28 protein-coding genes are annotated in these 24,958 nt (G+C 35.0%); 4 read left to right on the top strand and 24 right to left on the bottom strand.

What is annotated here, in order from left to right:
- On the bottom strand, positions 1-764 hold a 764-nt coding region (locus OEW78_RS06330; protein ID WP_300325726.1), incomplete at its 3' end, for an ATPase V.
- Between the two features lie 137 nt (positions 765-901).
- On the opposite strand from OEW78_RS06330, the gene OEW78_RS06335 reads away from it, so the two are divergent.
- Positions 902-1,213 carry a hypothetical protein gene (locus OEW78_RS06335; RefSeq protein ID WP_300325729.1) on the top strand — a complete coding sequence of 104 codons (312 nt, stop codon included), beginning with the start codon at positions 902-904 and terminating at the stop codon, positions 1,211-1,213.
- Here OEW78_RS06335 and OEW78_RS06340 read toward each other — a convergent pair.
- On the bottom strand, positions 1,202-1,705 hold the full coding sequence (locus OEW78_RS06340; RefSeq protein WP_300325732.1) for a phosphatase PAP2 family protein: 504 nt from the start codon (positions 1,703-1,705) through the stop codon (positions 1,202-1,204). The genes OEW78_RS06335 and OEW78_RS06340 overlap by 12 nt on opposite strands.
- Before the next feature lie 286 nt (positions 1,706-1,991).
- Between OEW78_RS06340 and pgk the strand changes: the two genes are divergently transcribed.
- Positions 1,992-3,200, top strand: a complete 1,209-nt coding sequence (pgk, locus tag OEW78_RS06345) for a phosphoglycerate kinase (RefSeq protein ID WP_300325735.1) — start codon at positions 1,992-1,994, stop codon at positions 3,198-3,200.
- Here pgk and OEW78_RS06350 read toward each other — a convergent pair.
- The 12 genes from OEW78_RS06350 to OEW78_RS06405 all read right to left on the bottom strand — a co-directional run bounded on the left by OEW78_RS06350 (position 3,193) and on the right by OEW78_RS06405 (position 13,413).
- Positions 3,193-3,540 carry a hypothetical protein gene (locus tag OEW78_RS06350; protein ID WP_300325738.1) on the bottom strand — a complete coding sequence of 116 codons (348 nt, stop codon included), beginning with the start codon at positions 3,538-3,540 and terminating at the stop codon, positions 3,193-3,195. The genes pgk and OEW78_RS06350 overlap by 8 nt on opposite strands.
- A 1-nt stretch (position 3,541) precedes the next feature.
- On the bottom strand, positions 3,542-3,985 hold the full coding sequence (sufU, locus tag OEW78_RS06355) for a Fe-S cluster assembly sulfur transfer protein SufU (RefSeq protein ID WP_300325741.1): 444 nt from the start codon (positions 3,983-3,985) through the stop codon (positions 3,542-3,544).
- Positions 3,982-5,226 carry a cysteine desulfurase gene (locus tag OEW78_RS06360; protein ID WP_300325744.1) on the bottom strand — a complete coding sequence of 415 codons (1,245 nt, stop codon included), beginning with the start codon at positions 5,224-5,226 and terminating at the stop codon, positions 3,982-3,984. Before OEW78_RS06360 ends, sufU begins: the two co-directional genes overlap by 4 nt.
- Before the next feature lie 3 nt (positions 5,227-5,229).
- Positions 5,230-5,538 carry a non-heme iron oxygenase ferredoxin subunit gene (locus OEW78_RS06365; protein WP_300325747.1) on the bottom strand — a complete coding sequence of 103 codons (309 nt, stop codon included), beginning with the start codon at positions 5,536-5,538 and terminating at the stop codon, positions 5,230-5,232.
- Positions 5,539-5,542: 4 nt separating this feature from the next.
- Complete coding sequence (gene sufD, locus OEW78_RS06370; protein WP_300325750.1) at positions 5,543-6,943, bottom strand: Fe-S cluster assembly protein SufD; 1,401 nt, start codon at positions 6,941-6,943, stop codon at positions 5,543-5,545.
- Between the two features lie 27 nt (positions 6,944-6,970).
- The gene (gene sufB, locus OEW78_RS06375; protein ID WP_300325753.1) at positions 6,971-8,371 is read right to left on the bottom strand and encodes a Fe-S cluster assembly protein SufB; all 1,401 of its coding nucleotides are present in this window, start codon (positions 8,369-8,371) and stop codon (positions 6,971-6,973) included.
- Positions 8,372-8,549: 178 nt separating this feature from the next.
- On the bottom strand, positions 8,550-9,350 hold the full coding sequence (locus OEW78_RS06380) for a uroporphyrinogen-III synthase (RefSeq protein ID WP_300325756.1): 801 nt from the start codon (positions 9,348-9,350) through the stop codon (positions 8,550-8,552).
- The gene (gene cobA / locus OEW78_RS06385; RefSeq protein WP_300325759.1) at positions 9,350-10,090 is read right to left on the bottom strand and encodes a uroporphyrinogen-III C-methyltransferase; all 741 of its coding nucleotides are present in this window, start codon (positions 10,088-10,090) and stop codon (positions 9,350-9,352) included. The genes OEW78_RS06380 and cobA overlap by 1 nt, the downstream gene beginning before the upstream one ends.
- The gene (gene hemC, locus OEW78_RS06390; protein WP_300325762.1) at positions 10,087-11,022 is read right to left on the bottom strand and encodes a hydroxymethylbilane synthase; all 936 of its coding nucleotides are present in this window, start codon (positions 11,020-11,022) and stop codon (positions 10,087-10,089) included. Before hemC ends, cobA begins: the two co-directional genes overlap by 4 nt.
- Positions 11,019-12,296: a glutamate-1-semialdehyde 2,1-aminomutase gene (gene hemL / locus OEW78_RS06395; protein ID WP_366523042.1), complete on the bottom strand. Its 1,278-nt coding sequence runs from the start codon at positions 12,294-12,296 to the stop codon at positions 11,019-11,021. The genes hemC and hemL overlap by 4 nt, the downstream gene beginning before the upstream one ends.
- Before the next feature lie 26 nt (positions 12,297-12,322).
- Positions 12,323-13,006, bottom strand: a complete 684-nt coding sequence (locus tag OEW78_RS06400) for an aquaporin (RefSeq protein ID WP_300325767.1) — start codon at positions 13,004-13,006, stop codon at positions 12,323-12,325.
- A complete protein-coding gene (locus OEW78_RS06405) occupies positions 13,006-13,413 on the bottom strand; it encodes an arsenate reductase ArsC (protein ID WP_300325771.1) in 408 nt (135 codons plus the stop codon). The genes OEW78_RS06400 and OEW78_RS06405 overlap by 1 nt, the downstream gene beginning before the upstream one ends.
- Positions 13,414-13,458: 45 nt before the next feature.
- On the opposite strand from OEW78_RS06405, the gene OEW78_RS06410 reads away from it, so the two are divergent.
- Positions 13,459-13,758, top strand: a complete 300-nt coding sequence (locus tag OEW78_RS06410) for a metalloregulator ArsR/SmtB family transcription factor (RefSeq protein WP_300325774.1) — start codon at positions 13,459-13,461, stop codon at positions 13,756-13,758.
- Here OEW78_RS06410 and OEW78_RS06415 read toward each other — a convergent pair.
- From OEW78_RS06415 to pstC, 6 genes are read right to left on the bottom strand one after another with little or no spacing between them, the layout of a single operon-like run.
- Positions 13,755-14,057: a DUF3240 family protein gene (locus OEW78_RS06415; RefSeq protein ID WP_300325777.1), complete on the bottom strand. Its 303-nt coding sequence runs from the start codon at positions 14,055-14,057 to the stop codon at positions 13,755-13,757. The two genes, OEW78_RS06410 and OEW78_RS06415, sit on opposite strands and share 4 nt — an antisense overlap.
- Positions 14,054-15,139 carry a sodium-dependent bicarbonate transport family permease gene (locus OEW78_RS06420; RefSeq protein ID WP_300325780.1) on the bottom strand — a complete coding sequence of 362 codons (1,086 nt, stop codon included), beginning with the start codon at positions 15,137-15,139 and terminating at the stop codon, positions 14,054-14,056. Before OEW78_RS06420 ends, OEW78_RS06415 begins: the two co-directional genes overlap by 4 nt.
- Positions 15,140-15,173: 34 nt before the next feature.
- Complete coding sequence (locus OEW78_RS06425; RefSeq protein WP_300325783.1) at positions 15,174-15,845, bottom strand: PhoU domain-containing protein; 672 nt, start codon at positions 15,843-15,845, stop codon at positions 15,174-15,176.
- On the bottom strand, positions 15,846-16,679 hold the full coding sequence (gene pstB / locus OEW78_RS06430) for a phosphate ABC transporter ATP-binding protein PstB (RefSeq protein WP_300325786.1): 834 nt from the start codon (positions 16,677-16,679) through the stop codon (positions 15,846-15,848).
- Entirely contained in the window at positions 16,676-17,608 is a 933-nt protein-coding gene (gene pstA, locus OEW78_RS06435; RefSeq protein ID WP_300325789.1) for a phosphate ABC transporter permease PstA, read from the bottom strand. The genes pstB and pstA overlap by 4 nt, the downstream gene beginning before the upstream one ends.
- Positions 17,605-18,582: a phosphate ABC transporter permease subunit PstC gene (pstC, locus tag OEW78_RS06440; RefSeq protein ID WP_300325792.1), complete on the bottom strand. Its 978-nt coding sequence runs from the start codon at positions 18,580-18,582 to the stop codon at positions 17,605-17,607. Before pstC ends, pstA begins: the two co-directional genes overlap by 4 nt.
- 118 nt (positions 18,583-18,700) lie before the next feature.
- Between pstC and OEW78_RS06445 the strand changes: the two genes are divergently transcribed.
- Positions 18,701-19,744, top strand: coding sequence for a phosphate uptake regulator PhoU (locus OEW78_RS06445; protein ID WP_300325795.1), 1,044 nt, complete (start codon positions 18,701-18,703; stop codon positions 19,742-19,744).
- Between the two features lie 40 nt (positions 19,745-19,784).
- On the opposite strand, the gene OEW78_RS06450 is transcribed toward OEW78_RS06445, so the two are convergent.
- The 4 genes from OEW78_RS06450 to OEW78_RS06465 all read right to left on the bottom strand — a co-directional run.
- Positions 19,785-21,389 carry a hypothetical protein gene (locus tag OEW78_RS06450; RefSeq protein ID WP_300325798.1) on the bottom strand — a complete coding sequence of 535 codons (1,605 nt, stop codon included), beginning with the start codon at positions 21,387-21,389 and terminating at the stop codon, positions 19,785-19,787.
- Positions 21,390-21,601: 212 nt separating this feature from the next.
- A complete protein-coding gene (gene pstS, locus OEW78_RS06455) occupies positions 21,602-22,855 on the bottom strand; it encodes a phosphate ABC transporter substrate-binding protein PstS (RefSeq protein ID WP_300325801.1) in 1,254 nt (417 codons plus the stop codon).
- An 88-nt stretch (positions 22,856-22,943) separates the two neighbouring features.
- Positions 22,944-24,470, bottom strand: coding sequence for a 6-bladed beta-propeller (locus tag OEW78_RS06460; protein WP_300325807.1), 1,527 nt, complete (start codon positions 24,468-24,470; stop codon positions 22,944-22,946).
- 107 nt (positions 24,471-24,577) lie between these two features.
- Positions 24,578-24,958: ABC transporter permease (locus OEW78_RS06465; protein ID WP_300325804.1), on the bottom strand; the 381-nt coding region annotated here is incomplete at its 5' end.

The following is a 24,958-nucleotide window of genomic DNA, read 5'->3' on the forward strand; positions in this document are numbered from 1 at the left end:
GCTGGTTTCTTTTTAGCTGCAGTCTTTTTCTGTGCTGGTTTCTTTTTAGCTGCAGTCTTTTTCTGTGCTGGTTTCTTTTTAGCTGCAGTCTTTTTCTGTGCTGGTTTCTTTTTAGCTGCAGTCTTTTCCTTTATCAAAGATGCTGCTAATTTTGATATTGCTTTATCTAACAAGTTCTGAGCGGATTCTTCTGCCTTGGTTTGTTTTTGTAATTCTTTAAGAAACTTTTGTGCTGCTTTACGACTTGCAGTCTTTGCTTCACGTAAAGAAGGTTTTGATTGAGTTTGTTTTTGAATTTTTGTGACAATTTTTGATTTGATATCAGAGAAAGTAGACACATCATCAGAAATCCTTTCTGCAGTTTTTTGTCTACTTTTGATTTCTTCTACCAAGTCATTTACATGATCATTTAATGAACGCAATCTAGCCTCAGCATTTTGCTTTTCTAGAGGATTTTCAGCAAATTCAATTTCTTGTTCAGCTTGCTCTATTGCCTCTTTTTCTTTAGCCAATTTTTCTTCTGCAGTAGTAATCAGTCTTTCAATGCTTTCCAATTGAGAATTTTTCCTAAGTAGGGTATTTGAGACATCAGTAGATTCTTCCTTTTCTGATTCTATTTTTTTATCAAGAGATTGTAAACCTGACGAAGAGCGCTTTTCTGCAGAACTGAATTCTTTTAATTGTTCTTCAGCTTTTTTGCGAAGTTTTGTTGCTTCTTGTTTCTTTTGACGTAATTGAATTACCAGTTTTTCTAAAGATGCCAATAATAAAAACAAGACAGATGTGTCGGTTAAGTGGTGGACATAATCATGATTTGACTTTCATGTAAAGAAAATTGACTTAATTTGATTGCAAAAAATGGTTTTTTAAAAAATATTAGTCAAGAAATGCTAACATTATCATGGAATTTCATCCAAAAGATTTGCCAATTTCAAAAACATATGATCTAAAAGATGAAAAAGATGCAATAGAAGCAGTAGAAGATATGGTAAAACATGGTTTTAAAGGAAAAAAAGATGGTTACAGAGTATTAATGCCAAAAGAATCAAAGACTGCAAAAAGAATTGGTTATTCTGTAACAACAGGGATTACAACAGGACTAAGACAAAAAGAAGAAGACAGAGATGTCAAGTATTGGACATACCATCATGATGATGATCATTATGCAATAGTTTTGATTCATAGAGATAACGTACCAGAATCAGAATTTTGACTTATCAAAAATTTTGTAGAGTTTTGTTCTCTTTGCCATAACTCCAGACAACATAATTCCAATAATGCTTCCACCAATTACATCCATCGGATAATGTTCTAAAACATACAATCTGCTTAGTGAAATCAAAATAGGATATAAGAACATAAGATATGCTCCACGTGGAAATCTCTCAGATAGAGCATATCCCAAGATAATTGCAAATATCATGGATCTTGCAGCATGCCCAGATGGATACGATGCATCGTATCCACCTTCACAGAACAAGGCAAAGGTATCTTTGCTTACAGGTACAGGAAATGATACTGCATCATATTCAAAATCAGGCCTATCCCTGTCCACACCACATTTTACATACCCAGTAAGCAATGTAGAAATCACAATCAAAATCATCAAAGTAACTCCAACCCTCCTGGTTTTTGGAATAATCAACGCAAGAATTGCAAATCCAAGCATCCATAGCGCCTCACCACTTTCTGTGATTGATTGCATTATGAGATCAACCGTAGGGTTTCCAACATGTTCAGAGAAAAATAAAATTACATTTTGATCAAAACTTTCCGTAATTCCAAAATACACAATAGCAGTAAGAATCAAAAATAAAATTGTGAGCAAAACAAAGGAACGAGACCTAATATCAAAAAGCCAGTTTTGCAATTAATTAAACCTCAAATACATGTCTTTTAATTTTTGTCAATAGATAGGTTTTGAAATCAAAAAATGAGAAAATATTTCTGATCGGCTTAAAGAATTTAACCAAGTGAATAATAGACAAATCGTGAAGGTACTAACATTAGATGATTTTGACCTAAAAGACAAGACCGTTTTTTTGAGAGTCGACATGAACTGCCCAATTGATCCTGAGACACGGGAGATTTCAGGGACACGAAGGATCGAAGAGGCAATAGAAACTCTTGACTCATTAAAAGAATCCAAAGTCGTCATAGGATCACATCAAGGAAGAGTTGGGAACAGCGAATATACTGGAATGGACAAACACGCCAAGGTTCTTCAAGAACTAATGGGTAGAGAAATAAAATATGTAGAAGATACCATTGGAGAAGCTGCACAAAATGCAATTAAGAATTTGAAAAACGGTGAAATTTTGCTCTTAGACAATCTAAGATTATGTGCTGAAGAAAATTACGAGTTTGCTCCAGAAAATGCAGCTAAAACAATAATGGTTTCTCGTTTATCAAAATTATTCGATCTTTGTGTTTTAGATTCATTTCCCAGTGCACATAGATCACATCCATCAATAGTAGGATTTTCACAAGTTCTTCCAGCTTGTGCAGGAAGAATTGTTGAAAGAGAGGTAAGAAACCTTGATGAAATTATGACAGTTGCAAAAGCACCCCATGTTATAGTATTAGGAGGCTCAAAAATACCAGACAGACTTGAGGCCATTAAATTACTAATTCAGAACGGACGTGCAGACCATGTCCTTTTGACAGGATTGATTGGGAATGTGTTTATGCGTGCACAAGCCAGAATCAAATCACCTTTAGGAATAAAACGTGAAGATGAAGTTGTTGCAAAAGCACATTCATTGATTGGTGAATATCCAGATGTCTTTGCAACTCCAGTAGATATTGCAATAGACAAAGACGGTGCAAGAGTAGAGATGGATGTAAGAGAAATGGGCAAAGGAGACAAAATATTTGATCTAGGTCCAAAAACAGTAGAATACTATTCAAAATTAATTGCAGGTGCAGGGACTGTATTTATCAGCGGACCTGCAGGATTTTTTGAAAAAGAAAATTTCAGTTATGGGACAAAAGCATTACTAAACGCAGTTGCAAATTCTATGGCAACAACAATTGTTAGTGGAGGACATCTTACTACTGCACTAAAACAACAGGGGCTAGTAGACAAGATTGATCATATCAGTACAGCTGGTGGGGCATTGGTACTTTATCTTACAGGAGAAAAATTACCAATGATCAAGGCATTAGAAGAGGCTGCAATAAAATACAAATCTAAATAGAATATTTGCAGTCAGGGTTAGGACAAATTCTTTCTTCAGAAGTTCCCAGATAAACATCATTATTACACGCATTACAATAGGATTTTTCTATAGGGTCAAACAATTTCAAATACATGGTGGTAAAGTTTTGTGCAATATTTCTTGCCAGACCAGAATCACAAAGATCATTGAAAAAAGATTCAGTGTCGTCAATTATCCAAGAAGGATCTAAATCTCCATTTGTTTTTAGCATCTCAAAGATTTCATCGTTTGTAAAATTAGTGTCAATATCATTGAATTTTTCAAAGATAATTTTTCTAATTTGAAGTGCAATTGGAACTATGGGAGTGAAACTACTCATACTAGTACAGATTGGCTGCCTCTTCTTTTAGTTTATCCACATCTTCATTGTCTTTTAGATTCTTGCCAATGTAGGTATAAAGCGCAGATTTAAGCACCTTCAAAGAAAGCAATGCACATTTTATCCTAACAGCCTGCAAATGCTCAAGACCTAATTCACTTAGGACATCATGTTTTTCAATTGCTCTTGCTTCTTCAATGGTTTTGCCTTTTGTGATTTCAGTCAATACAGAAGAGCAAGCCATACAAATTGCACAACCCTTTCCATGAAATTTAATATCAGTGACTTTGTTCTCATCAATTTTCATATCAATGTCAATGCTATCACCACATAGAGGATTTGAGTCATGAAACGTGACATCGTGATTTTCAATTTCTCCATAATTAATCGGATTTCTTGAATAATCAACAATCATTTCATGATAAATGTCTGCATTGCTACTCATAATTTGAACACCTTTGCCACAATATTTAATGAATTTACCAGAATATCAATGTCGTGTTTAGTGTTGTAGATGTAAAAGCTTGCTCTAGAAGTTGCAGCAACATTTAGTCGTTCCATCAATACTTGTGCACAGTGGTGACCTGATCTAACTGCAATTCCTTCCTCATCAATAATTTGAGCAACATCGTGAGGATGAACATCTGCAAAATTAAATGAAATAACACCACCACGTTTTGAAAGATCTTTTGTTCCATAGATATGAAGTCCTTTAACTTCAGATAATTTTTCAATAGCGTATTTTGTTAATTCAACTTCATGCTCTCTAACATTATCCATTCCAATTTTGGTAAGATAGTCAATTGCAGCACCTAATCCAACAACATCTGCGATATTTGGTGTGCCTGCTTCAAATTTGTAAGGCAGATCATTCCAGGTAGTTTCATACTTGTGAACTTCTCTAATCATGTCACCGCCACCATGAAATGGGCTCATTGTTTCAAGTACAGATTTTCTGACCCATAAAACACCAATTCCAGTAGGTCCGAGCATTTTGTGACCAGAAAACGCAAAAAAATCACATCCTAATTTTTCAAGATCAACTTTCATGTGAGGTACTGCCTGTGCACCGTCAATTAGAGTAAGAACACCCGCAGTTTTACATTTCTCAATAATTGCTTGAGCGTCAGTAATAGTTCCAAGGACATTAGACATTAAACTAAAAGTAACAAGTTTGACTTTTCCTGTTGCCAAATATTTGTCCAGATCATCTAAAATTAATTCGCCGTTATCATCCATTCCAATGTATTCTAATTTGGCATGCTTTTCTTGAGTTACAAGTTGCCATGGCACAATGTTGCTATGATGCTCATATTCAGTAGTAACAACAATGTCACCTTCTTTCAAGTGAGTTCTACCCCATGCATATGCAACTAAATTAATTGCCTCAGTAGTACCTCTGACAAAAATAATTTCCTGCCGATTTTTGATGTTGACAAAATTTGCCACTTTGTCTCTTGTTGCCTCGTAAGCTTCTGTGGCCTCTTCTGCTAGCGCATAAACGGCTCTGTGAATATTTGCATTATGATTTTGATAGTAATCGGTAATAGAGTCAATGACCTGATTTGGTTTTTGTGTAGTTGATGCATTATCAAGATAAACTAGAGGTTTGTTATCTCGGACAGTTCTTTTTAGAATTGGAAAATCATTTCGTATATTTTCAAATAGAGATTCTGTACTTTGCATATCTTAAAGCTCCACATAAATTTCGTTGGCGTCTATTTTAATATTGTATACTTTGAGAGGAATTTCAGCGGGGAGATTCTGAGGTTCTCCATTTTCTAGATTAAAAACAGAAAGGTGTAAAGGACATCTGACCCCTTCATCACTTAGAAATCCAGTGGACAAATCAGCATCAGCATGAGTACATATCAGGTCAGTTGCATGAATTTTTCCCTTGAGGTTTGCAATTAAGAGTTTTTTATCTTCATGAACAAATCCGAAAAGTTGACCTTCTTTTACCTGTTCAATACCACAAGCCTTAACCCATTCAGACAAAATATCACCTATACTTGTAATGTTGTTCTATTTCAGAGTCTTCATTGTAACGAGTCTCTTCAATTTCAACAAATTTAGCTAATTCTTCATCAGTGTTAATTGTAAGTTCTTTGTTTTCCCACTTGGATTCTATCAGATATGCAATCCATGCTCTGACTTGAAAAGACATTTTTCTTGAAAGGGGTTCTAAAAATCCTTCAACAATTGTTCTTTCAGCTTCTTCCTGACTGAGACATCTTGTTTTTAGATAGAAAACTTGCTCTTCGTCAATTTGGGCAACAGATGCAGAGTGTGTGGCCTTTACATCATTAGTGAAAATTTCCAATCCAGGTATTGCATCGGATTTGGCATCTTTGTCTAATAAGATAGAGCGACCCGACAAAAATGAGTTTGATTTTGCGGCATTCTCTTTGATTCTAATCATGCCCTTGAAAAGAGATTTTGATTTGTTTCTTAAAATTGATTTTTCAACTACCCTGCCTTCAGTTGCAGGACTCTCATGGTTGACGTTAGTTTGAATATCAAACGACTGTTCATTATTTCCAAAGATTACTTCTGAGTCATTACATGATGCGCCAGTTCCGTTTAGAAAATATTCTATTTTGTATCGAGATAACATAGAACCAAACAAACCAGAGTACCAATTCACTTTAGCATCCTGTGCCAAGTCTGTCCTTCTTGTAGAAAAAACTACAGCATGTTGATCAATCATTTGAAGAGTGGTTACATCAAGATGAGCATTTGCTCCAAGGCTAGTATCCATTAATTCAAGATACGCTTGTTGAGTTTGAATGTTAGGAGAGTATAGTTCCTGCACTATTGTTGCTTTGCTACTTTCATCTGCAAATATTACATTTCTAGAAATTGTGGAATGGCCATCCTCAGAAAGACAAATCATGAAATGAATTGGTCTGTCTACTACCAGATTACGTGGAATGTGAATGAATATGCCTGAATTAAAGGCGGCATTATTTAGCGCAGTAAATTTATCTTCTCCAGATTTTGAAGCCTCTAGTGCTTTTTTTACCAATTCAGGATTATTTTTTATTGCATCAGACAGAGAAGAAATTACTAATCCTTTAGATTTTAAATCGTCCGGAAGATTGATTTTATGAATATTTGTTCCAATTTGAATAATACAAACTTCATTTTCTAATTCACCTAGTCTTTTTGTTAAGAAGCTAGGAATTGTTTCAGTGGTGGATGTAGATAGAGTAACTTTTTCTGGATCCATCTTTTTTGCATCAGTATATTTGTTGTAAAGAGGAGACATTTCAATTGGCAAACTATTGTATATTGAGAGGGAATTCTTTCTGTAATCCTTTAGCCAATCAGGTTCATTTCTTGATGAGGAGATCTCATCGATGAGTGTTGTGTTGAGTTTTGATAAAAGTTCTTGAGACATGATTAATCGAAATTAGGTATTGGGAGTTTATCCCACGGAGTCATCCATTTCTAGTTTTATGAGTCTGTTTAGTTCAACAGCATATTCCATTGGCAATTCTTTAGTGAATGGCTCCATGAAACCATTAACAATCAGAGATAGTGATTCTTCTTCAGTAAATCCTCTAGTCATAAGATAGAAGATTTGTTCATCACCAATTTTTCCAACAGTAGCCTCGTGAGTAATTGTTGCATCTTCTTGATTAATTTCCATGTAAGGATAAGTATCAGTTTTTGATGTATCGTCCAAGAGTAATGCATCACATCTTACGGTAGATTTTACACCAGTGGCACCTTTTGCGACATTTAACATTCCTCTGTAAGTGGAACGTCCATCCAATCTACTTACTGATTTTGATGTGACTTTGGATGTAGTGTTTGGTGCAAGATGAACCATTTTTGCGCCTGTATCTTGGTGTTGTCCTTTACCAGCAAATGCGATGGATAGTGTTTCACCATAAGCTCTTTCGCCCATCAGATATACACCAGGATATTTCATAGTTAGTTTGCTTCCAATGTTTCCATCAATCCATTCTACTGTTGCCCCCTCATATGCATAAGCACGTTTTGTTACGAGATTGTAAACATCAGCACTCCAGTTCTGGATTGTAGTGTATCTTAATTTTGAATCTTTTAGTGCAACCAATTCTACAACAGCTGAATGTAGTGATTCAGAAGAGTATACAGGAGCTGTACATCCTTCAATATAATGTACTTCTGCACCTTCGTCTACAATGATCAATGTTCTTTCAAACTGACCAATGTTTTCTGCGTTAATTCTAAAATATGCTTGTAGAGGCATGTCTACTTTGACACCGGGTGGAACATAGATGAAAGAGCCACCACTCCAAACTGCACTGTTTAATGCTGCAAATTTGTTATCCTCTGGAGGAATAATTTTTCCAAAGTATTTTTTGAATAGCTCTGGATGCTCATGAAGAGCTGCATCAGTATCTAAAAAGAGAACTCCCTGTTTTGCCAAGTCTTCTCTCAGACTGTGATATACAACTTCAGATTCATATTGCGCACCCACACCTGCTAGGAATTTCTTTTCAGCTTCTGGAATTCCAAGTTTATCAAATGTGTTTTTGACATTTTCTGGAACATCGTCCCAGCTCTTTTCGACTTTGTCAGATGCTTTTGCATAATAGTAAATATTTTGGAAATCGATTACACTAAGATCTCCACCCCAAGTTGGCATTGGTTTTTTCATAAAGATTTCATAGGAACGTAATCTAAAATCAAGCATCCATTGTGGTTCGTTTTTCATTTTACTGATACTGATCACAGTTTCCTTAGAGAGTCCTTTCTTGCTTAAGTGAACATACATTTCTGTAGAGTCTTTAAAATCATATTTTGAATAATCCATGTCTAGATTTTCAGAAGTCATGTTCGTCATAACTCCGTTATATTATAAATACATGAGGAAAAATAGGCACAGCTAAATAGCTTCAGCTAAATCTCAGAGTTTAGCTAATCTATCCTAGCTTTGCATTAAGAGAATGAAAAGAACTTGAGCAATGATTGATTCAGCAGTGGTTTGATCTAGATTACCTGAAACAAACGAATCACATTACAATCAATGAATTTTTCATCTCATCAAATGCACCTGCAACGGTGTGAACATCAGATACGATACAGGGAATATCTAACTTTGTGAGTTCTTCAGATGTAAAAGGACCAATACACACTAGAGATAATTTTGAAAGACGATTCATCAAATCTGTTTTTTCATAATCTTGTAGCATGATCTCAAGGAATCCACGCACAGAAGATGCACTAGTAAAGATCACTCCATCAACTTTGTTTTGTGAAAACAATTCACGAAATCCATTCCATTGAGATGTATCTCTAAATGCACATACATCATACAAATGCAATTCGACAACATCAACTCCAATTTTGTTTAGCAAGTCCTTTAGAAAAGAATTAGATGCCCCACTTCTAGGAATGATTACTTTTTTTCCAACTGCGTTAATTTGGGAAAACTCTTCACCAACACCAACTGAGGAGTTATTATGCGGTTCATGATTGACTTTAATTCCATATGAATTCAGAGACAGGGTAGTCTTTGGACCAACAGACATTACCATAGTATTTGCTACTGCCAACTGTAATTTTTCAAATTTACCAACATTTTTTGCAGTGTCAAACAAAATTTTTACTGCCTTTGAGCTAAGAAACAAAGAATAATCAGGATTTTCTACATCAATCAAATTTAAAAAATCATCAACGATTTTTTCACCTTTACTTACTAGTTCTATTGTAGGTAACGGAATTGGATTTGCATTGTTTTGTTCTGCCAATGTAATAAATTCAGAGGCATCATCTTTTGAGCGAGTAATTGCAATTGTCTTCCCATCAAGCATTATTTCCAACCTATAATATCTGACAAGTCAACTACGTTTCCAATAATGATGTTAGTTGGAGGTGTAATTTTGTTTTCTTTGACTTTTTTTGCAATATTTGTAACAGTTCCTTTGATCATTTTTTGTTTAGGAGTAGTTCCGTTTTGGATTACAGCTACGGGTGTTTTTTTATCCATTCCGCCTGCGATTAATTGCTTGCAGATTACGTCAATTCGAGACAATCCCATCATGATGACGATTGTGTCAACGGATTTTGCAAGGTTTTTCCATTTGACAATCTCTTTTTTCTTTTCAGGATCTTCGTGTCCTGTTACAAAGACTACAGATGATGCATATTTTCTATGAGTTAAAGGAATACCAGCGTATGTTGCCGAACCAATTCCAGAAGTAATTCCTGGAACAATTTCATATTTTACTTTGTTTTCTTTGAGGAATTCTGCTTCTTCGCCACCACGTCCAAAAATAATCGGATCACCACCCTTTAGCCTGACCACATTTTTCTTAGATTTTGCATATTTCACCATCAAGTCATTAGTTGTATTTTGATGGGTTGTGTCATCTCCAACTGCACGACCCACATAGACTTTTTCAGTTTTTTTTGGAATCATCGAAATGATTTTTTTACTCACCAATCTATCATACAAAACAACATCTGCTTTTTCAAGCAATTCAACAGCACGTAGTGTGATTAATTTACTGTCTCCAGGGCCGGCACCAACAAGATACACTTTTCCAGTCATGTCTTATTCCATTCCTCCACTTTTTCTCTCCAATTTAATGCAAGATCATTTACTCCTTTCATACGTAGTTCTTCTCCCACGCTTTTCCCCAGAGATTGAGGATCATCTTTCTTTCCTGTTTTGCTTACATGTAGTGATTGTTTTCCATCTACTGAAAACGCATATACGGTTAGAGTCATCTCAGAGCCAGTAGATTTTGCGTAGGCTCCTAATGGAAACCTACATCCTGAATCAACATAGTCAGAAAGTGAACGCTCAGCCTCTATCTCTAAACGAGAATCGGCGTCTTCAATTTTTTTCAGCATTGCAATTGTTTTAGAATCATCTGCTCTTGCAACAATTGCAATTGCACCTTGTCCAGGAGAAGGTGAAAAATCGTCAACAGATAAAGGAGTGTGAACTACATCAACTCCCAATCGAGATATTCCAGCTTGTGCTAAAACAATTGCATCATATTTTTCTCCAGATGCTTTTTTGATTCTTGTTTCAATGTTTCCACGGATTGGTTTTACAACAACATCAGGTCTTTTCCTTGAAACTTGAACTGCTCTTCGTAACGAGCTAGTTCCAATTACTGAGCCCTTTTTGATAGTATCTAATGTAGAACCATCTGAAGAGATAAACACATCATTTACTGCTTCACGCTTTGGTATACATGCCAGTATCAAATTTTCATCAAGCTCAGATGGAACATCCTTCAAACTATGTACAGCAAAATCAATCTCTTTCTTAGCAACTGCCCTATCAATCTCTTTTTCAAAAATTCCTTTTTGGTCTATTGTAAACAGAGGCCTAGCATCAGTGTCACCTTTGGTAGTGATCGTTTTGATTTCATAATCACAGTCAGGATTTGTTTTTTTTAATTCAGCAATTACCCAATTGGTTTGTGCAACTGATAGATGACTTCCTCTAGCCCCTACTATGTACTTCAATTTTTCACCGATTTGAATGCCAAATGATATGCATCTAATGTTTTGTTCAGATCAATTTCAGTGTGAGCATCAGAAAGAAAAACTACTTCAAACTGAGATGGTGCAATAAAAATACCGTTTTTTAGCAAAGTCTGAAACAATTTTTGAAATTTCTTTGCATCTGCATTTTTCGAGGTTTGATAATCCACAACAGGCTTGTTTGTAAAGAAAATTTGAAGCATCGAGGCTGTAAAATTGATTTGGTGTGGAATTTTCATATCAGTTGCCATATCATCTAATGCAGTAGAAAACAACAGATTGAATCTTTCAAGTTTAGAATATAGTTTGTTTTTGATTTTGTTGATTGTCTTTATTGAACTAATTGCAGCGCTTACAGAGATTGGATTTCCTGCAAAAGTACTTGCCTGGTAAACTTTACCACCAGGAGAAAGTAAATCCATTACTTCTTTTTTTCCACCAACAGCAGAGATGGTAAATCCATTACTGAGTGCTTTTGCCATAGTAGTCAAGTCAGGCTTTATTCCAAAATGTTCTTGAGCCCCACCAGGTGCAACTCTAAAACCAGTTACTACCTCATCAAAGATTAGAGGAATGTTATTTTCTTTAGTGATTTTTCTTAAATCGGAAAGAAAATTCTTTTCAGGTAAAATCAAGCCCATGTTTGCAAGGATTGGCTCTACGATTACTCCCGCAATATCTTTATTTTTTTGGATGGTCTTTTGTAAATCTTCAATGTTATTGTATTCTACAACTAGAGTATTTTTTGAAACTTCATCTAATCCACCATCAGAAACTGAAATTCCATTATGTGCAGAGCCAGAGCCAGCTTTTACCAAAACAGAATCATGTGCACCATGATAACATCCTTCAAATTTTATTATTTTTTTCTTTTTTGTGAATCCACGTGCTAATCTAATTGCAGTCATTGTAGCCTCACCGCCAGTATTCATCAATCTTACTTTGTCAACAGATGGGAAATTCTTAATGATTAATTTTGAGAGCTCAATCTCAGATTCTGTAGGGGTACAATAAAGAGTTCCTTTTGATAGTTGATCAGAAACAGCTTTGATTATTTCTTTACGTCTATGCCCTAATAGTAATGCACCATATCCATTGCAAAAATCAATGTAGCGTTTGTTATCTGCATCCCAAATGTATGCCCCACTTGCTTTTTTTGTAAAAAATGGATATGGCTCAAAATACCTTACCGGGCTATTGACCCCTGACGGAATTACTTTTTTGGCAATATTGAATAATTTTTTAGATTCAGACACCATTCAAGGGGTATTTTTGGTCATTATTATTCGTAATTTGCCATTCTTTGTGCTTGAAATTTCTTTCTGAACAAAAATGCAACAATCGTTGTACCTACATATGGAGCAGACCAATAGATCCATAAATTTTCAAACGTTCCAGATAGTAATGCTGGTGCTAGTGCTCGAGCAGGATTCATTGATGCGCCAGAGATAAACGCCAAAAACAAAATATCCAATCCAACGATTCCACCTATTGCAACACCGCTGAATCCTCTAAGACCTTTTGTATATACAACATAAAAAATAACGCCCATCAACATTGCAGAAGCTAAAACCTCAACTGGAAAAATTACAAAGATTGAAAAATCATAATTGGGAGCATTTGCTCCTAGATTTGCTTTGTCTCCAATGAATGTCAGTACAAAAAGAGATCCCAATATAGCACCAATTATTTCTGCTGTAAAATAATAAACAATTTGAATTTTTGAGATATGTCCTGTAATATAGTAACCAATTGTAACTGCAGGATTAAAATGAGCCAGGGATATTTTTCCAAAAGAATAGACACCGATAAGCAATGCAATAAAAGGAGCTACTGCTGCAAAAGGAATTCCTAATTGACCATCGAAAAATTCAGCATCATAAACAATAGAACCTGTTGCAAATATTACAAGAATAAAAGTTCCAATTAATTCAACTGTGAATATTTGTAAATTAGAATAAGTCATTAATCTTTTTCCTCAAGAGATTTGATAAGAGCAATCACTTCTGACTTTATTTTGTCACGAATTTCTCTTACTTCATCAAGTGTTTTTTCTTTAGGGTCTGATATATTCCAATCAAGTACATCTTTGACAAACAATGAAGGGCAAGATTCCTTATCCATGCACCCCATGTTAACAGTTTTAGACGAATCTTTAATCATAGATGCAGATAATAGTTTCGGTTTTTGATTTTCTAGGTCAATTCCAACTTCTTTCATGACCTGAATCACAATTGGATTAAGTTGTGGTGAAGGGATTGTTCCGGCACTTGAAACATTGAATTTATGTGGAGCAAGTTTTCTAAAAAAAGCCTCAGCCATTTGACTTCTACCAGCGTTTTCTACGCACACAAAGAGAATATTTTTAGGCATTCTTAACCATCATATAAATATTAGTTTATATAAATTTAAATTGATATGAATGGACTCAGTCTCTTAAAATGTATTTGTGATGAAACACGTTTTGAGATTTTAGAATTATTGCAGAAAAACAAAGAGCTTTGTGTAAATGATTTTGTAGAAAAATTAGAAAAAGATCAACCTCTAGTATCTCACCATTTAAAGACGTTAAAAAAATGTGGAGTGGTCAAATCACGAGATGAGGGTAAAAAAGCAATGTATTCAATAGCAAACAATCAGTTATCTGAATTAATTTCAGTAGTCACCAAAACAAGTAAAAAAATTCCAATTTTGTGTTCAGAAGAAAATTGTTGTTAAAATTTTTCAATTCGTACAACACCAACATCACTGACATATAGAACAATTGCAAAATTAGCAAATAGCGTTCTTGAAATTTCCTCTACAACATCTTGTAGTTTTTCCTCACGCAAAATTACTTCAACCTTGACATTTTTTTCATTTTTAAGACCTTGCCCACGTATGCCACGTGCACCATTGCCATCCACTTCATATGTTGTGTATCCAGTGATTTCATGTTTTTTGAGAATCTCTATAATATTTTCTTGTGCTAAAATCTCACAAGTGACGGTAAGCAGTTTAACATTGTACAGTTTCATAAGAACACCTCAGTTATGTAATTGAATAAGTCTATCGTTCCTTCTCCACTATGAACAAGTGTAGATATTGTAAACAAAATTGGCAATGTGACAATAATGTTAAACGGAAATGTTATTCCCAATGCAGATGTGATGTATAGACTGGGTTTTGCTTGTGGGATTGCGTGACGTAAAACCGCAGGAGCCGCAATAAATGAGGCACTAGCCATCAACAATCCAAACATTACTGCACCACCTATGCTCAATCCTAAGGCCGTTGAAACTAGAACACCTATTATTCCATTGAATACAGGTATGATTATTGCAAATGCAGTAAGAAAAAGGCCCACTTTTTTAATGTCATCGAGTCTTTGACCGGCAATAATGCCCATTTCAATCATGAAAATCACTATTGCTCCAGTAAACATATCATCAAATACGATCTTTATTGATTCAAATCCCTTCTCACCAATAATGTAACCAATTACAATACTGCCAAGAAGAATTACAATTGCTTTTCCAGTTATGGATTCATGTAATACTTTGGAGATTTTTGTTTTAGTCGGGTTTAAACCAACATCGATGTTTGAATAATCGTCATCTGAAAAAGATTGTTTCTTTGTTTTGATCTGTTTTGATACTGCCATATTTGTCATAAATATTGCCAAAATGAATGCAAGAGGTTCTAACACCGCAAGAATTGCTGCAATATATCCTTCTGATGTGACTCCCTGATTTTTCAAAAATGATAAACCTACAGAAAAATGAACTGCACCTACTGCACCATAAGTAGATGCCAAGGCATAGGAATCAAAGAGATTGAATTTTCCTAGCCTTCGTAAAATTTGATAGTGATTTAATGTAAACAATAACGACAAGCCAATTGCAGCCAACATTGGAATTAACATATTTTCAAATCCAGTGTTACGCATTTCTATTCCGCCGTGTAGCCCTATTGCTGCAAGAAGATAGATTGGCAAAAATTCGGATATTGCTTCAGGAATTTTTAAATCAGATTTTATTCTTGCTGCAATAATTCCAAATAGAAAAAATAGAATTATAGGAGTAAGTAGATTTGCCTGAATTAATTGTAAAATGTCCATTGATCAATTCAAAAAAATTTTGCTGAAATAAAAATCAAGGCATATTCTTTTCTTGTTTTGTGTGTGAGGCTATTCGTTCTTCACTTGGCCTATGTTTTCCAGTTACAATATAGTTAATTGCATCACTCATAAACACGGCATGATCACCAATGCGTTCTAAATACCTCAAAAGTAATGCTTCAGCTAAAGCACATTTTGTATTATTTGATTCAATTAATTTTGGTAGTCTTTCTTTGTAAATTCTATCAATTACTTTTTCATCTTCACGTATTTTAATTGCTTTTCTTACATCCAATTCAGCAAAAGACAAAACAGCATCTTTAATCATATTTTTTACCTTTTTTGTAGATTCGATAAGCGATGCGTTTGTGCATTCAGATACATCACCAAACAAGTCGCGTACTTGTGTAATATCATAAGCATATCTACCAAATCGGGAAAAGGCATAAGAAATTTCAGTAGATGAACGAATAAATCTAAAATCATCAGCTACAGGCTGGTATTTTAAAAGCATATCAAAAGTCAAGTCTTCAACTTCATAGTATTTTGAGCGGATGGAATCAGACAATGCAAGAACTTTATCCATCGTGTTTGTTCCATCTAAATAAGAATCAATTGCTAGTGAAATTGATTCAGTAACCATATCTCCCATTTCAGCCATAATGAAGGAAAGTTTTTGCAAAGAAGGATCTATTAATCGAGTCATTTAACCAAATTGTCCTTGAACATATTTTGCAGTTAATTCGTTTTTTGGATCAGTAAATAATTTCTTGGTTTCTCTAAATTCAATCAAGTCACCAAGATACATGAATCCAGTATAATCTGAAACTCTAACAGCTTGTTGCATGTTATGAGTTACGATAATTATAGTGTATTCTTTTTTTAGCTCGGTGATAGTTTCTTCAATTTTTTGAGTGGCAATAGGATCAAGTGCAGATGCAGGCTCATCCATTAGTAAAACTTCAGGTTGAATTGCAAGTGCTCGTGCAATACAAAGACGCTGCTGTTGGCCTCCAGATAATTCAATTGCAGATTTGTTTAGATCATTTTTTACTTCATCCCAAAGATACGCCATTTTTAATGAGTCTTCCACAATTTCGTTTAGAATTTTTTTGTCTCTAACACCATTTAGTTTCAAACCAGCTGTTACATTATCATAAATAGACATGGTAGGAAAAGGATTTGGTTTTTGGAATACCATACCAACTTTTCTTCTATGATAAATTGGGTCAATAGACTTGTCATAAAGATCAATATTATCAATCATTACCTTGCCCTCAACTTTTGCATTTTTTGTCATATCATGCATTCTGTTAAGACATCGAAGAAAAGTTGTTTTTCCACAACCAGAAGGTCCAATCAGGGCAGTTACTGATCTTTCTTTAAATTTCATTGTTATATTTTTGACAGCTGCAATACCATCATAACGTATTGTGACATTTTCTGCAATCATTTTATATTTTTCAGAATCAACAACAGATTGAGGATTTGATGTTGCATGCTCCTCAATATTTGTAGGTTTAACACTCAATGCCGTCAATTTTTAGCATGCATCCCTTTCTTAATTAATTGTCCGAAAATCCCCTGTTTTCCTTTTCTATTTGCAAAGAAGTATCTAACTGCAAGGTTAATTCCCAGAATAATTATTATTAAAACCAGTGCAGACCCCCAACCCTGTAATTGTGCGCTATCATAAGGCAACAGAGACAATCTCCAAATTCGTAGAGGTAGAGCATCCATTGGAACATCCATACTACTAAAGAATTGACTGCTTCCAAGAATGGTCATAATTAATGGAGCAGTCTCGCCACCAATTCTTGAAACAGAAAGTAAAATTCCCGTAATCATTCCACTTTTTGCAGCAGAAATTACAATTCTAAAAGTAATTACCCATTTTTTCAAACCTAGCGCAGTTCCGGCTTCACGATAAGTTACTGGAACCATTTTCAAAGATTCTTCAGTAGTTCTTGCAACAATTGGGAACATGATTAAAGATAATGCAAATGCTCCCGCCCATACCGAAAAATGACCAAGAAGCAATACAATCACTAAGAATGCAAAAATTCCAAGAACGATGGATGGGAATTCCATAAATACGTCGTTGAAAAATCTAATAGTTCGAGCAAGTCTGTTGTCCCCGTACTCAGAAAGATATATTCCAGACATGACGCCTACAGGTACACCTATCAGACTAGAGAGACCGATTATTATCAGGGTACCCTGAATTGCAGGACCAATCCCACCTTCACCAGAACCAATAGAACCTGGAACCTCTGTTAAAAATTCATAACTTATTGCAGCAATTCCGTTTTTGAAAACTTCAACTAGAATACTGCCAAGAGGAATAATTGCAATAATCACACATGCAAAAACTATAACTCTAATTATTTTATCAACAACTAGTCTTTTCTCCACATTGTTTTTGAATAAAGCCCTATACTCTTGCCTTCTTTCAACAGTAGTGCTCAATTGTTAATTGCACCCTCCTTAACTTTCATCATTCTAGTTACAAGCAAGTGAGCTACAACATTAATTGCAATTGCAATTAGCAAGAGAACCAATGCTACTCCAATTAAAGCTGGAAGATGTAGTGATGCAGGGGAAGCTTCGACGAATTCATTTGCAATTATACTTGACATTGTTTGACTTGGTTTGAACAAGGATGAAGGGATTGCAGCAATTCCTGTAGCATTTCCGATCAACATGGTTACTGCCATTGTTTCACCAACAGCTCGTCCAAGTCCAAGAATAGATGCGCCGATTAATCCAGTTTTAGAATATGGGAATACAGCCAGTTTAAACATTTCCCATTTTGTTGCTCCTAGCATGTATGCAGCTTCTCTTTGTTGTTGAGGTACAGCTTTCATCACTTCACGTGATACTGCAGAAACAGTTGGAATAATCATAATAGCTAAAATTACACTTGCTGTAATAATATCAAGTCCAAAAGGAGTTCCTGAAAACAAGAAAATGGAATCACCAAACAGATTGTGTAGTGGTTCCTCAACCCAATCCTTAAAGTACAACCTAAAAACAAAAAGGCCCCACAGACCGTAAATTACACTAGGTACGGCAGCTAATAATTCAACTAAAAATCCTAAAGGACCACCTATTTTTGCAGGAGCGTCAGAAATGAACATAGCAATTCCAATACTCAGTGGAACTCCAATCAACATTGCAAGAGATGCGGTAACCAAAGTTCCAAAAATATATGGCAAAGCTCCAAAAGACTCTCGTCCTTCTACAGCATTCCAATCTGTGCCAGTAATGAAGGACAAGCCATCTTCCTCCCAAATCGGATACGACTCAGATACTAATTGAAATACTAACAATACAACCATGACTAAAACATAAACACCTGCACAAGTAGCAGCTATTTTGAAAATTTTATCAGCAATAGGACGTCTTTTTGGCTTTTCAGGACTGAGTTTTATGTTTCCCACGCTGTTCAAGGCTAAAAATAGAGTTATCTAAGATCTGATCATATTTTATGAGAATATCATAGTTCTATATAGTTCGTCAACTAAATTGTAAATAAGACAATTTTCCAATAGTTGATAGTTGGAATCAATAGATAGATTAAGGCAAACACGAAGAATGCAATTAAGTGGAGGTTCCACATACATAATTTCATTACCAAAAAACTGGATTGAAGAGATGAAGATCAAAGTAGGAGAATACATCACCATTGTAAAAAATCCTAACCAGTCATTGACATTAATTCCAAAGGAAGGAGATTCCCAAAAGAAAAAAAGCACTGCAGTCATAGCATCCAGTCAGAAAGATTCTGGAGAATCAATCAAACGAAAAATTATTGCAGCATATCTTGCAGGTTACAAAACTATTAAAATTCAAACCAAGGGGATGAGAATCCCTTCAGAGCATTCAAGAAGCATCAGGGAATTGGTGCGCTCTACAATGATCGGTACTGAAATTGTGGAATCCAGTTCAGAAGTAATGATAATTCAAATTTTAACAAGACTACCAGAATTGTCATTTGATACTGCTCTAAAGAGAATGCATTTGATGGCAAACAACATGGTTATTGAAGCAATAGAATCACTTGAAGAAGTAGATATCAGCCATGCAGACGAGGTAGTGAATATGGATGACGAAGTTGACAGATTTGGATTATACATGAGAAGAAATTTGGTTTTAGCAGTAGAGAACGAAAGCATTCTGCAAGATATGGGATTGAGAAAATCTTCGGACTGTTTAGGATATAGAGCCATTGTTAGCAGGATTGAGAGAATTGCAGATCATGCAGGACTAATTGCAAAAAGAATAAAATTCATGGATGAGGGGATAGATTCCAAAATTCTTGCAAAAATTAAAATTCTTTCTGAAAAATCACTGCAAGTTTTTGATGAATCAATAACTGCAGTACAAGAGCATGACTTTGAAAAAGGGGAAAAAGTTGCAGAAAAAGTAAGCCACATTATTGACGAGGAAAAAGAGATTATGAGTAAAATCAAAGAGAATGAGAAAAATGTCACAGTAATCAGATTTGTTTTAGAGGATTTGCGAAGAATTGCGGAATATTCTAGTGACATTGCAGAAGTTGCAATAGATGAGAATATTCAAAGTATTATATCAGAAGAATAGCAACTTAGGCTTAAAATTAAAAAAAATAAAAATAGAGAATTTATTCTCGAATTGTGAATCCTGGAGACCATTGATCAGTATTTTTTAGATCAAAAGTATTTTCAGTATTTGCTTTTTTTACACTAAACATTGCATCATATGCAGGATTGTTTGGGTGATATCCTTGGCATTCAAAGTCAATAATATTTTCTAGAGCAAATTTATTTTTGACATAGCTCTCTTCAGAGTTTGGATCTGTTTCAACAGTATAATCGACAGCTCTACAATTTACATAATTAAAGCCACGGATTACTTTGCCATCAGATACTAAATCAACATCAATGTCAATCAATTCTGCATTGGCAGTACCTGCAACACCCTGAACATTCAGAGTGTCATCCAGATAATGGTACAATATAGGATAGTCACCTACAATTCCACGCAATTCTATATTTGGATACGTAGCCTTGTTAAGAATATCGGTGTCTTCAGTTGCACTCAATACTTCACTTTGCTTAAACATGGAAAACTCTACAATTTCATTTCCATCAGCAAAAGTAAAAGTGGCAACTACATCCAAGTTACCATCAGTATTTTGAATAGATTCAATGTATGAATTTGTCAAATGAGCTGTTTTCCAAACAGGAATATCCCCTCTCAGTTCATCATAATGCATATTCACTCCTTCAAGTCCAGAACAAGTAAAGGTAGATTGAAGAACTAAAACAAATCCACTTTTTCCAGTGAATCCTTCTTCTTTGTCTGTTTGAGTATCTATTCGTGCATCAGATATTCTGCAACTTGTAAAATCAAATCCTCTCAATGTTGAATTAGTATTACCAAATTCTACCAGTGCATCAAAATCCACATTAGAAGCAGTAGAAAGTCCAGAGACTTGTCTTGATTTGTCTATTGCATTAAACAATAGCGGATAGTAATCTAAAACTCCCTCTACCTCAAATTCTGGGACTACATTATCAGAAGTTTCTTCATAACCTGAAACTAGATTGAATACAGGAAAATAGATTTTTTCTACACCATTTTCAAAATTGAATGTTATTGCAGTATTCACACCATTAGCGAATTTAAATCCAGAATCACCAAAGTCTGTAAATAAATTATTTGCAGTCATCTGATAATCATAGTTTGAATTTACTCCACTGCATACAAAGTCAATTTTATCCACAATAGCAAATCCTACTTTTGCAAAATAGCTTTCATAGTCATTTGAATCAAGTGTCTCAACTTGATAATTATCGATTCTACAGGTGTTGTAATCAAGAACAATTATGGATTCACCCTCTTTTACAAAATCTACATCAACATCAAATAATTTGAATTCATAATCATATGCACCGTTTGATAATCTATACTTGTATGCCTCATCCATTGCTTTATGCAATAAAGGAGAATCAGTCACAGTTCCTTCAACAGAAAATGAGACTCCGGAATTTTCTGCAAAGTTTTCACCCATTTCAAATACAGGAAATTCGTATGTTTCAACTCCATCTCTGAATGTAAATGTTAGAACAGGTTTTACATCTCCTATCATTTTGTATCCTTCTTCATTTTCTTCTGCATATACATTAGAAGTTGCTAAAGAAACAACAGTGAATAGTGCAACAATACTAAAGATTGCAATGTTTTTTGCGTTGTTATAAGTCATTGATATACAGATAATTTTTCATACTATAAGCTGGATCCTCATTCTCTCCGAGTAGAACATATGTGTAGATAGTCATCGTAATACTATATAGAAAAATCTAACAAAAAAATCAGATAACAAAACAATAGAATAAAATTTTAGAATATGTTTAGAAAAAATGCAGAAACATAGATTTAAAAATATTTTAAAAATAAAAAGTAAAAAGAAAAGATTTAGACTTTAAGAATTCCTTCTTTAATTAGGAATTGCAGTCCGTTGATGTAGTCTTGATCTGTTATCAATCCTTCTGACCACCATTTTGCGTTGTCTCTAATCCATTTTGGAATTCCCAAGTCAGCTGCTTTTGCAGTTGTCTTATAATCCCAAAGTTGTTCGCCATCATAGGTTACTTTGGACAAACCTTGTTTGCCAAGTTCTACTACCTTATCAGCAAGTGGAACGTATAGTAAACTCGATGAGAATTCTTGACCATCAGTAATCATCCAATGAATCATGTGGATTACAGCTTTTGCCTGTTCTTTGTTTTTGGTAACCGGTTTTAGATCATCGTACACTAGAAGGTATGTGAAACTAGCAATTGGGTATGACTCTGGGCCAGGTGCATTTACAAGAGATACATGTGTCCAGCTATCTTCAGCAGGAGGCAAAGTATCTGCCACTCCACTAGATGCAGCAGAAATGCTGTCTAATGTAGGTTCAATAAATGCAGTCTTGTCAGCATTTTGAATTGATGCAAAACTCATTCCAGTTTGGAATGCATATGCAAGTTCAATATATCCAATTGAATACTCAGTTGATTTTACAATTCCAGCAACACCTTCGTTTCCTGCAGCAGCTAGACCGTTAGGCCATGGTACAGATTTCCCTTTACCAACTTGTTCATCCCAATGTGGACTAACAGTGGTGAGATAATCAGTGAAGATGAATGTAGTTCCTGAGCCATCTGATCTGTGTGCAGTTACAATTTCTTTGTTAGGAAGATTCAATCCTGGATTTTCTGCAGTGATTGCAGGATCATTCCATTTTGTAATTTCTCCTAAGAATATTTTAGAAACAGCATCTGCAGTTAATTTTAGACCTTTGTTTGGTACTTCAGGGATGTTGTAAACAATCACCACCCCCCCGATTGATTCAGGGATATGAAGTGTTCCCGGAGCTAATTCTCTCTCAGATTCCTTCATCGGAGCATCTGATGCTGCAAAATTTACAGTTCCTTCAATGTGTTGTTTAATTCCACCACCACTTCCAATTGATTGGTAATTCAAGTTTACATTGTCATAGACATTTTTGTATTCAACTCTCCATAAATCAATTAATGGGAATGGAAATGTTGCACCAGCTCCTGTTAAATTAAATTCAACTTGTGGATTAGGTGCATCTGGCATTGAGTCAGCGTTTGCGTCAAATTGTGGTATGATAGCAACAAGAGTTGCGATCAACAATATTGATGTTATTTTTGTTCTCATTGGAGAGACATGTTTTTGAATTTATTTACCAATAACAATATTAGATTACGGAGAAACAAGTTCACTCTATTGTCTATATAGATAATTTCTATTCACAGTTTAGCAATAGATCTTTTTCTGAATCAAGATAGCATCTATCAGAGTTTGCACCACCGTCAAGTACATCTGAACCTGAATTTGCAATAAGAACATCAATTCCAGATTGTCCTTTCAAAATATCATTTCCAGAATTGCCCTTAATCATATCATCACCATCCCCGCCAGATATAATATCATCACCGGAGCCTCCAAAGATACAATCATCTCCTAGTCCTCCGGAAATTAGATCATTTCCTTCCAGACCAAAGATTAGATCATCCCCATCAGTACCTGAAATTACATCATCTCCGGATGTTCCTTCAACAAGATTATAATCAGAATATGTTTTTCCACAAGTGTTCACAATAATGGTTTGATATGCACTTGAAGAATGACCTGCATTGTCAAATGCAATCCAAATCACATTGTTTATTCCGGGTTTGAATCCTTCAGGAGCATTGTTTATGATGATTTGAATTCCACTCTCATCAGTAGCAATTGCATTTCCAATATCGATTTGAGTTAACAGATCTTCAGCTTCTACAACAATAGAGTCAGGAGCAATAATTTCAGGTTTTGTTTGATCTTCAGGCAAAGGTCTTACTTCAGCAGGAGCAACATAGTATGATTCCTCAGGAGATGTAAAAAATTCTGTTTCAAATGATTGTATTGAATGAGTTGGAGAATCTATCACCAGTAATTCACCATTAATTCCAATTGCCATGTCAGAAATATTTTCAAAAGAATTATGATATGGACCAACTTGATCAGATAAACTTAATTTCAAACTAGAATTTGTGGACAAATGTAAAATTCTATCATTTGCTGAATTTGCAACAAATAGATTTCCTAAAGGATCAACAGTTATTGCTTCAGGAGAAAACACATAGTTTGAAGAAGTGAAAGGAAGTGATTGTAAAAATTTGCCTTCAGTATCAAATTTTTCGATTTTTCCATTTCCTTTATCAGTGACATAGATGTTTCCATCTTTGTCCGAATCAATTCCAACAACATTAAGGAATTGTCCAGGACCTAGACCACTAGCGCCAAATGAGGAAACAAATTCCCCATCAGTAGAAAATATTTGAACTCTCTGATTTCCCGTATCAACTACATACACGAGATCATCATGCACAGTTATTCCATTAGGATAGAAAAATTGTCCATCACCAATTCCTTTCTTACCCCAAGTTTGAATAAACTCTCCATCTAAAGAGAATTTTTGAATGCGATTAAGATCACGGTCTGCAACAAAAACAGAATCAGCACCTACTGCAATTCCAGTAGGATTGTAAAAGTCTCCTAATTGTTTTCCACTATTTCCCCAATGGGTTACATATTCACCAGTGCTTGAAAACTTTTGAATACGTTTGTTACCAAAATCAGTCACATAGATACTTCCATCATCACCTACTGCAATAAATTGAGGATGGGCAAAGTGGCTGGGTTCTGTAGGACCATATTCTCCCCACTTGTGCAACAAATCATAATCACCAGAACCAAACGATGCTTGAGAAAATGAACCAGACAATAGCATTACAAAAATTGTGATTATTACAAAAGAGAGTTTCAACAATTAATCATGACAAAATTAGAGAAACACATCTAGAGTTAGATAAAATTACAATTATGGTCAACTTTTTGTCAAAATGGTTTGTTTACTTCACGCGTGAAAACATAGCTTGCAAGTGCAATCATTGCAACCACAAAAGCGACCAAAATTCCCAGGCTCAAAATAATTGGAATTCCACCTTCAGAGACGCCAGTCATCAACTCTCTTACCAGCAATACAGTGTAAGTTACAGGATTTAGTTTTGCAACAACTGCAAGCCAGTCAGGCAATAATTCCAATGGAAATAATGCAGGGCTTAGCATGAATAGAGGCATTCCAAGAAAATTAATCATTCCCCAGAAAGTTTCTTGAGACTTTGCAGTAGCTGCAATCATTACAGAAATTCCAGAAAATCCTAATGAAAATAAAATTACAATTGCCATGATTGGCGCAATCATAATTGGATTAGGGAA

Source organism: Candidatus Nitrosopumilus sp. (assembly GCF_029882185.1).
Classification (GTDB): domain Archaea; phylum Thermoproteota; class Nitrososphaeria; order Nitrososphaerales; family Nitrosopumilaceae; genus Nitrosopumilus.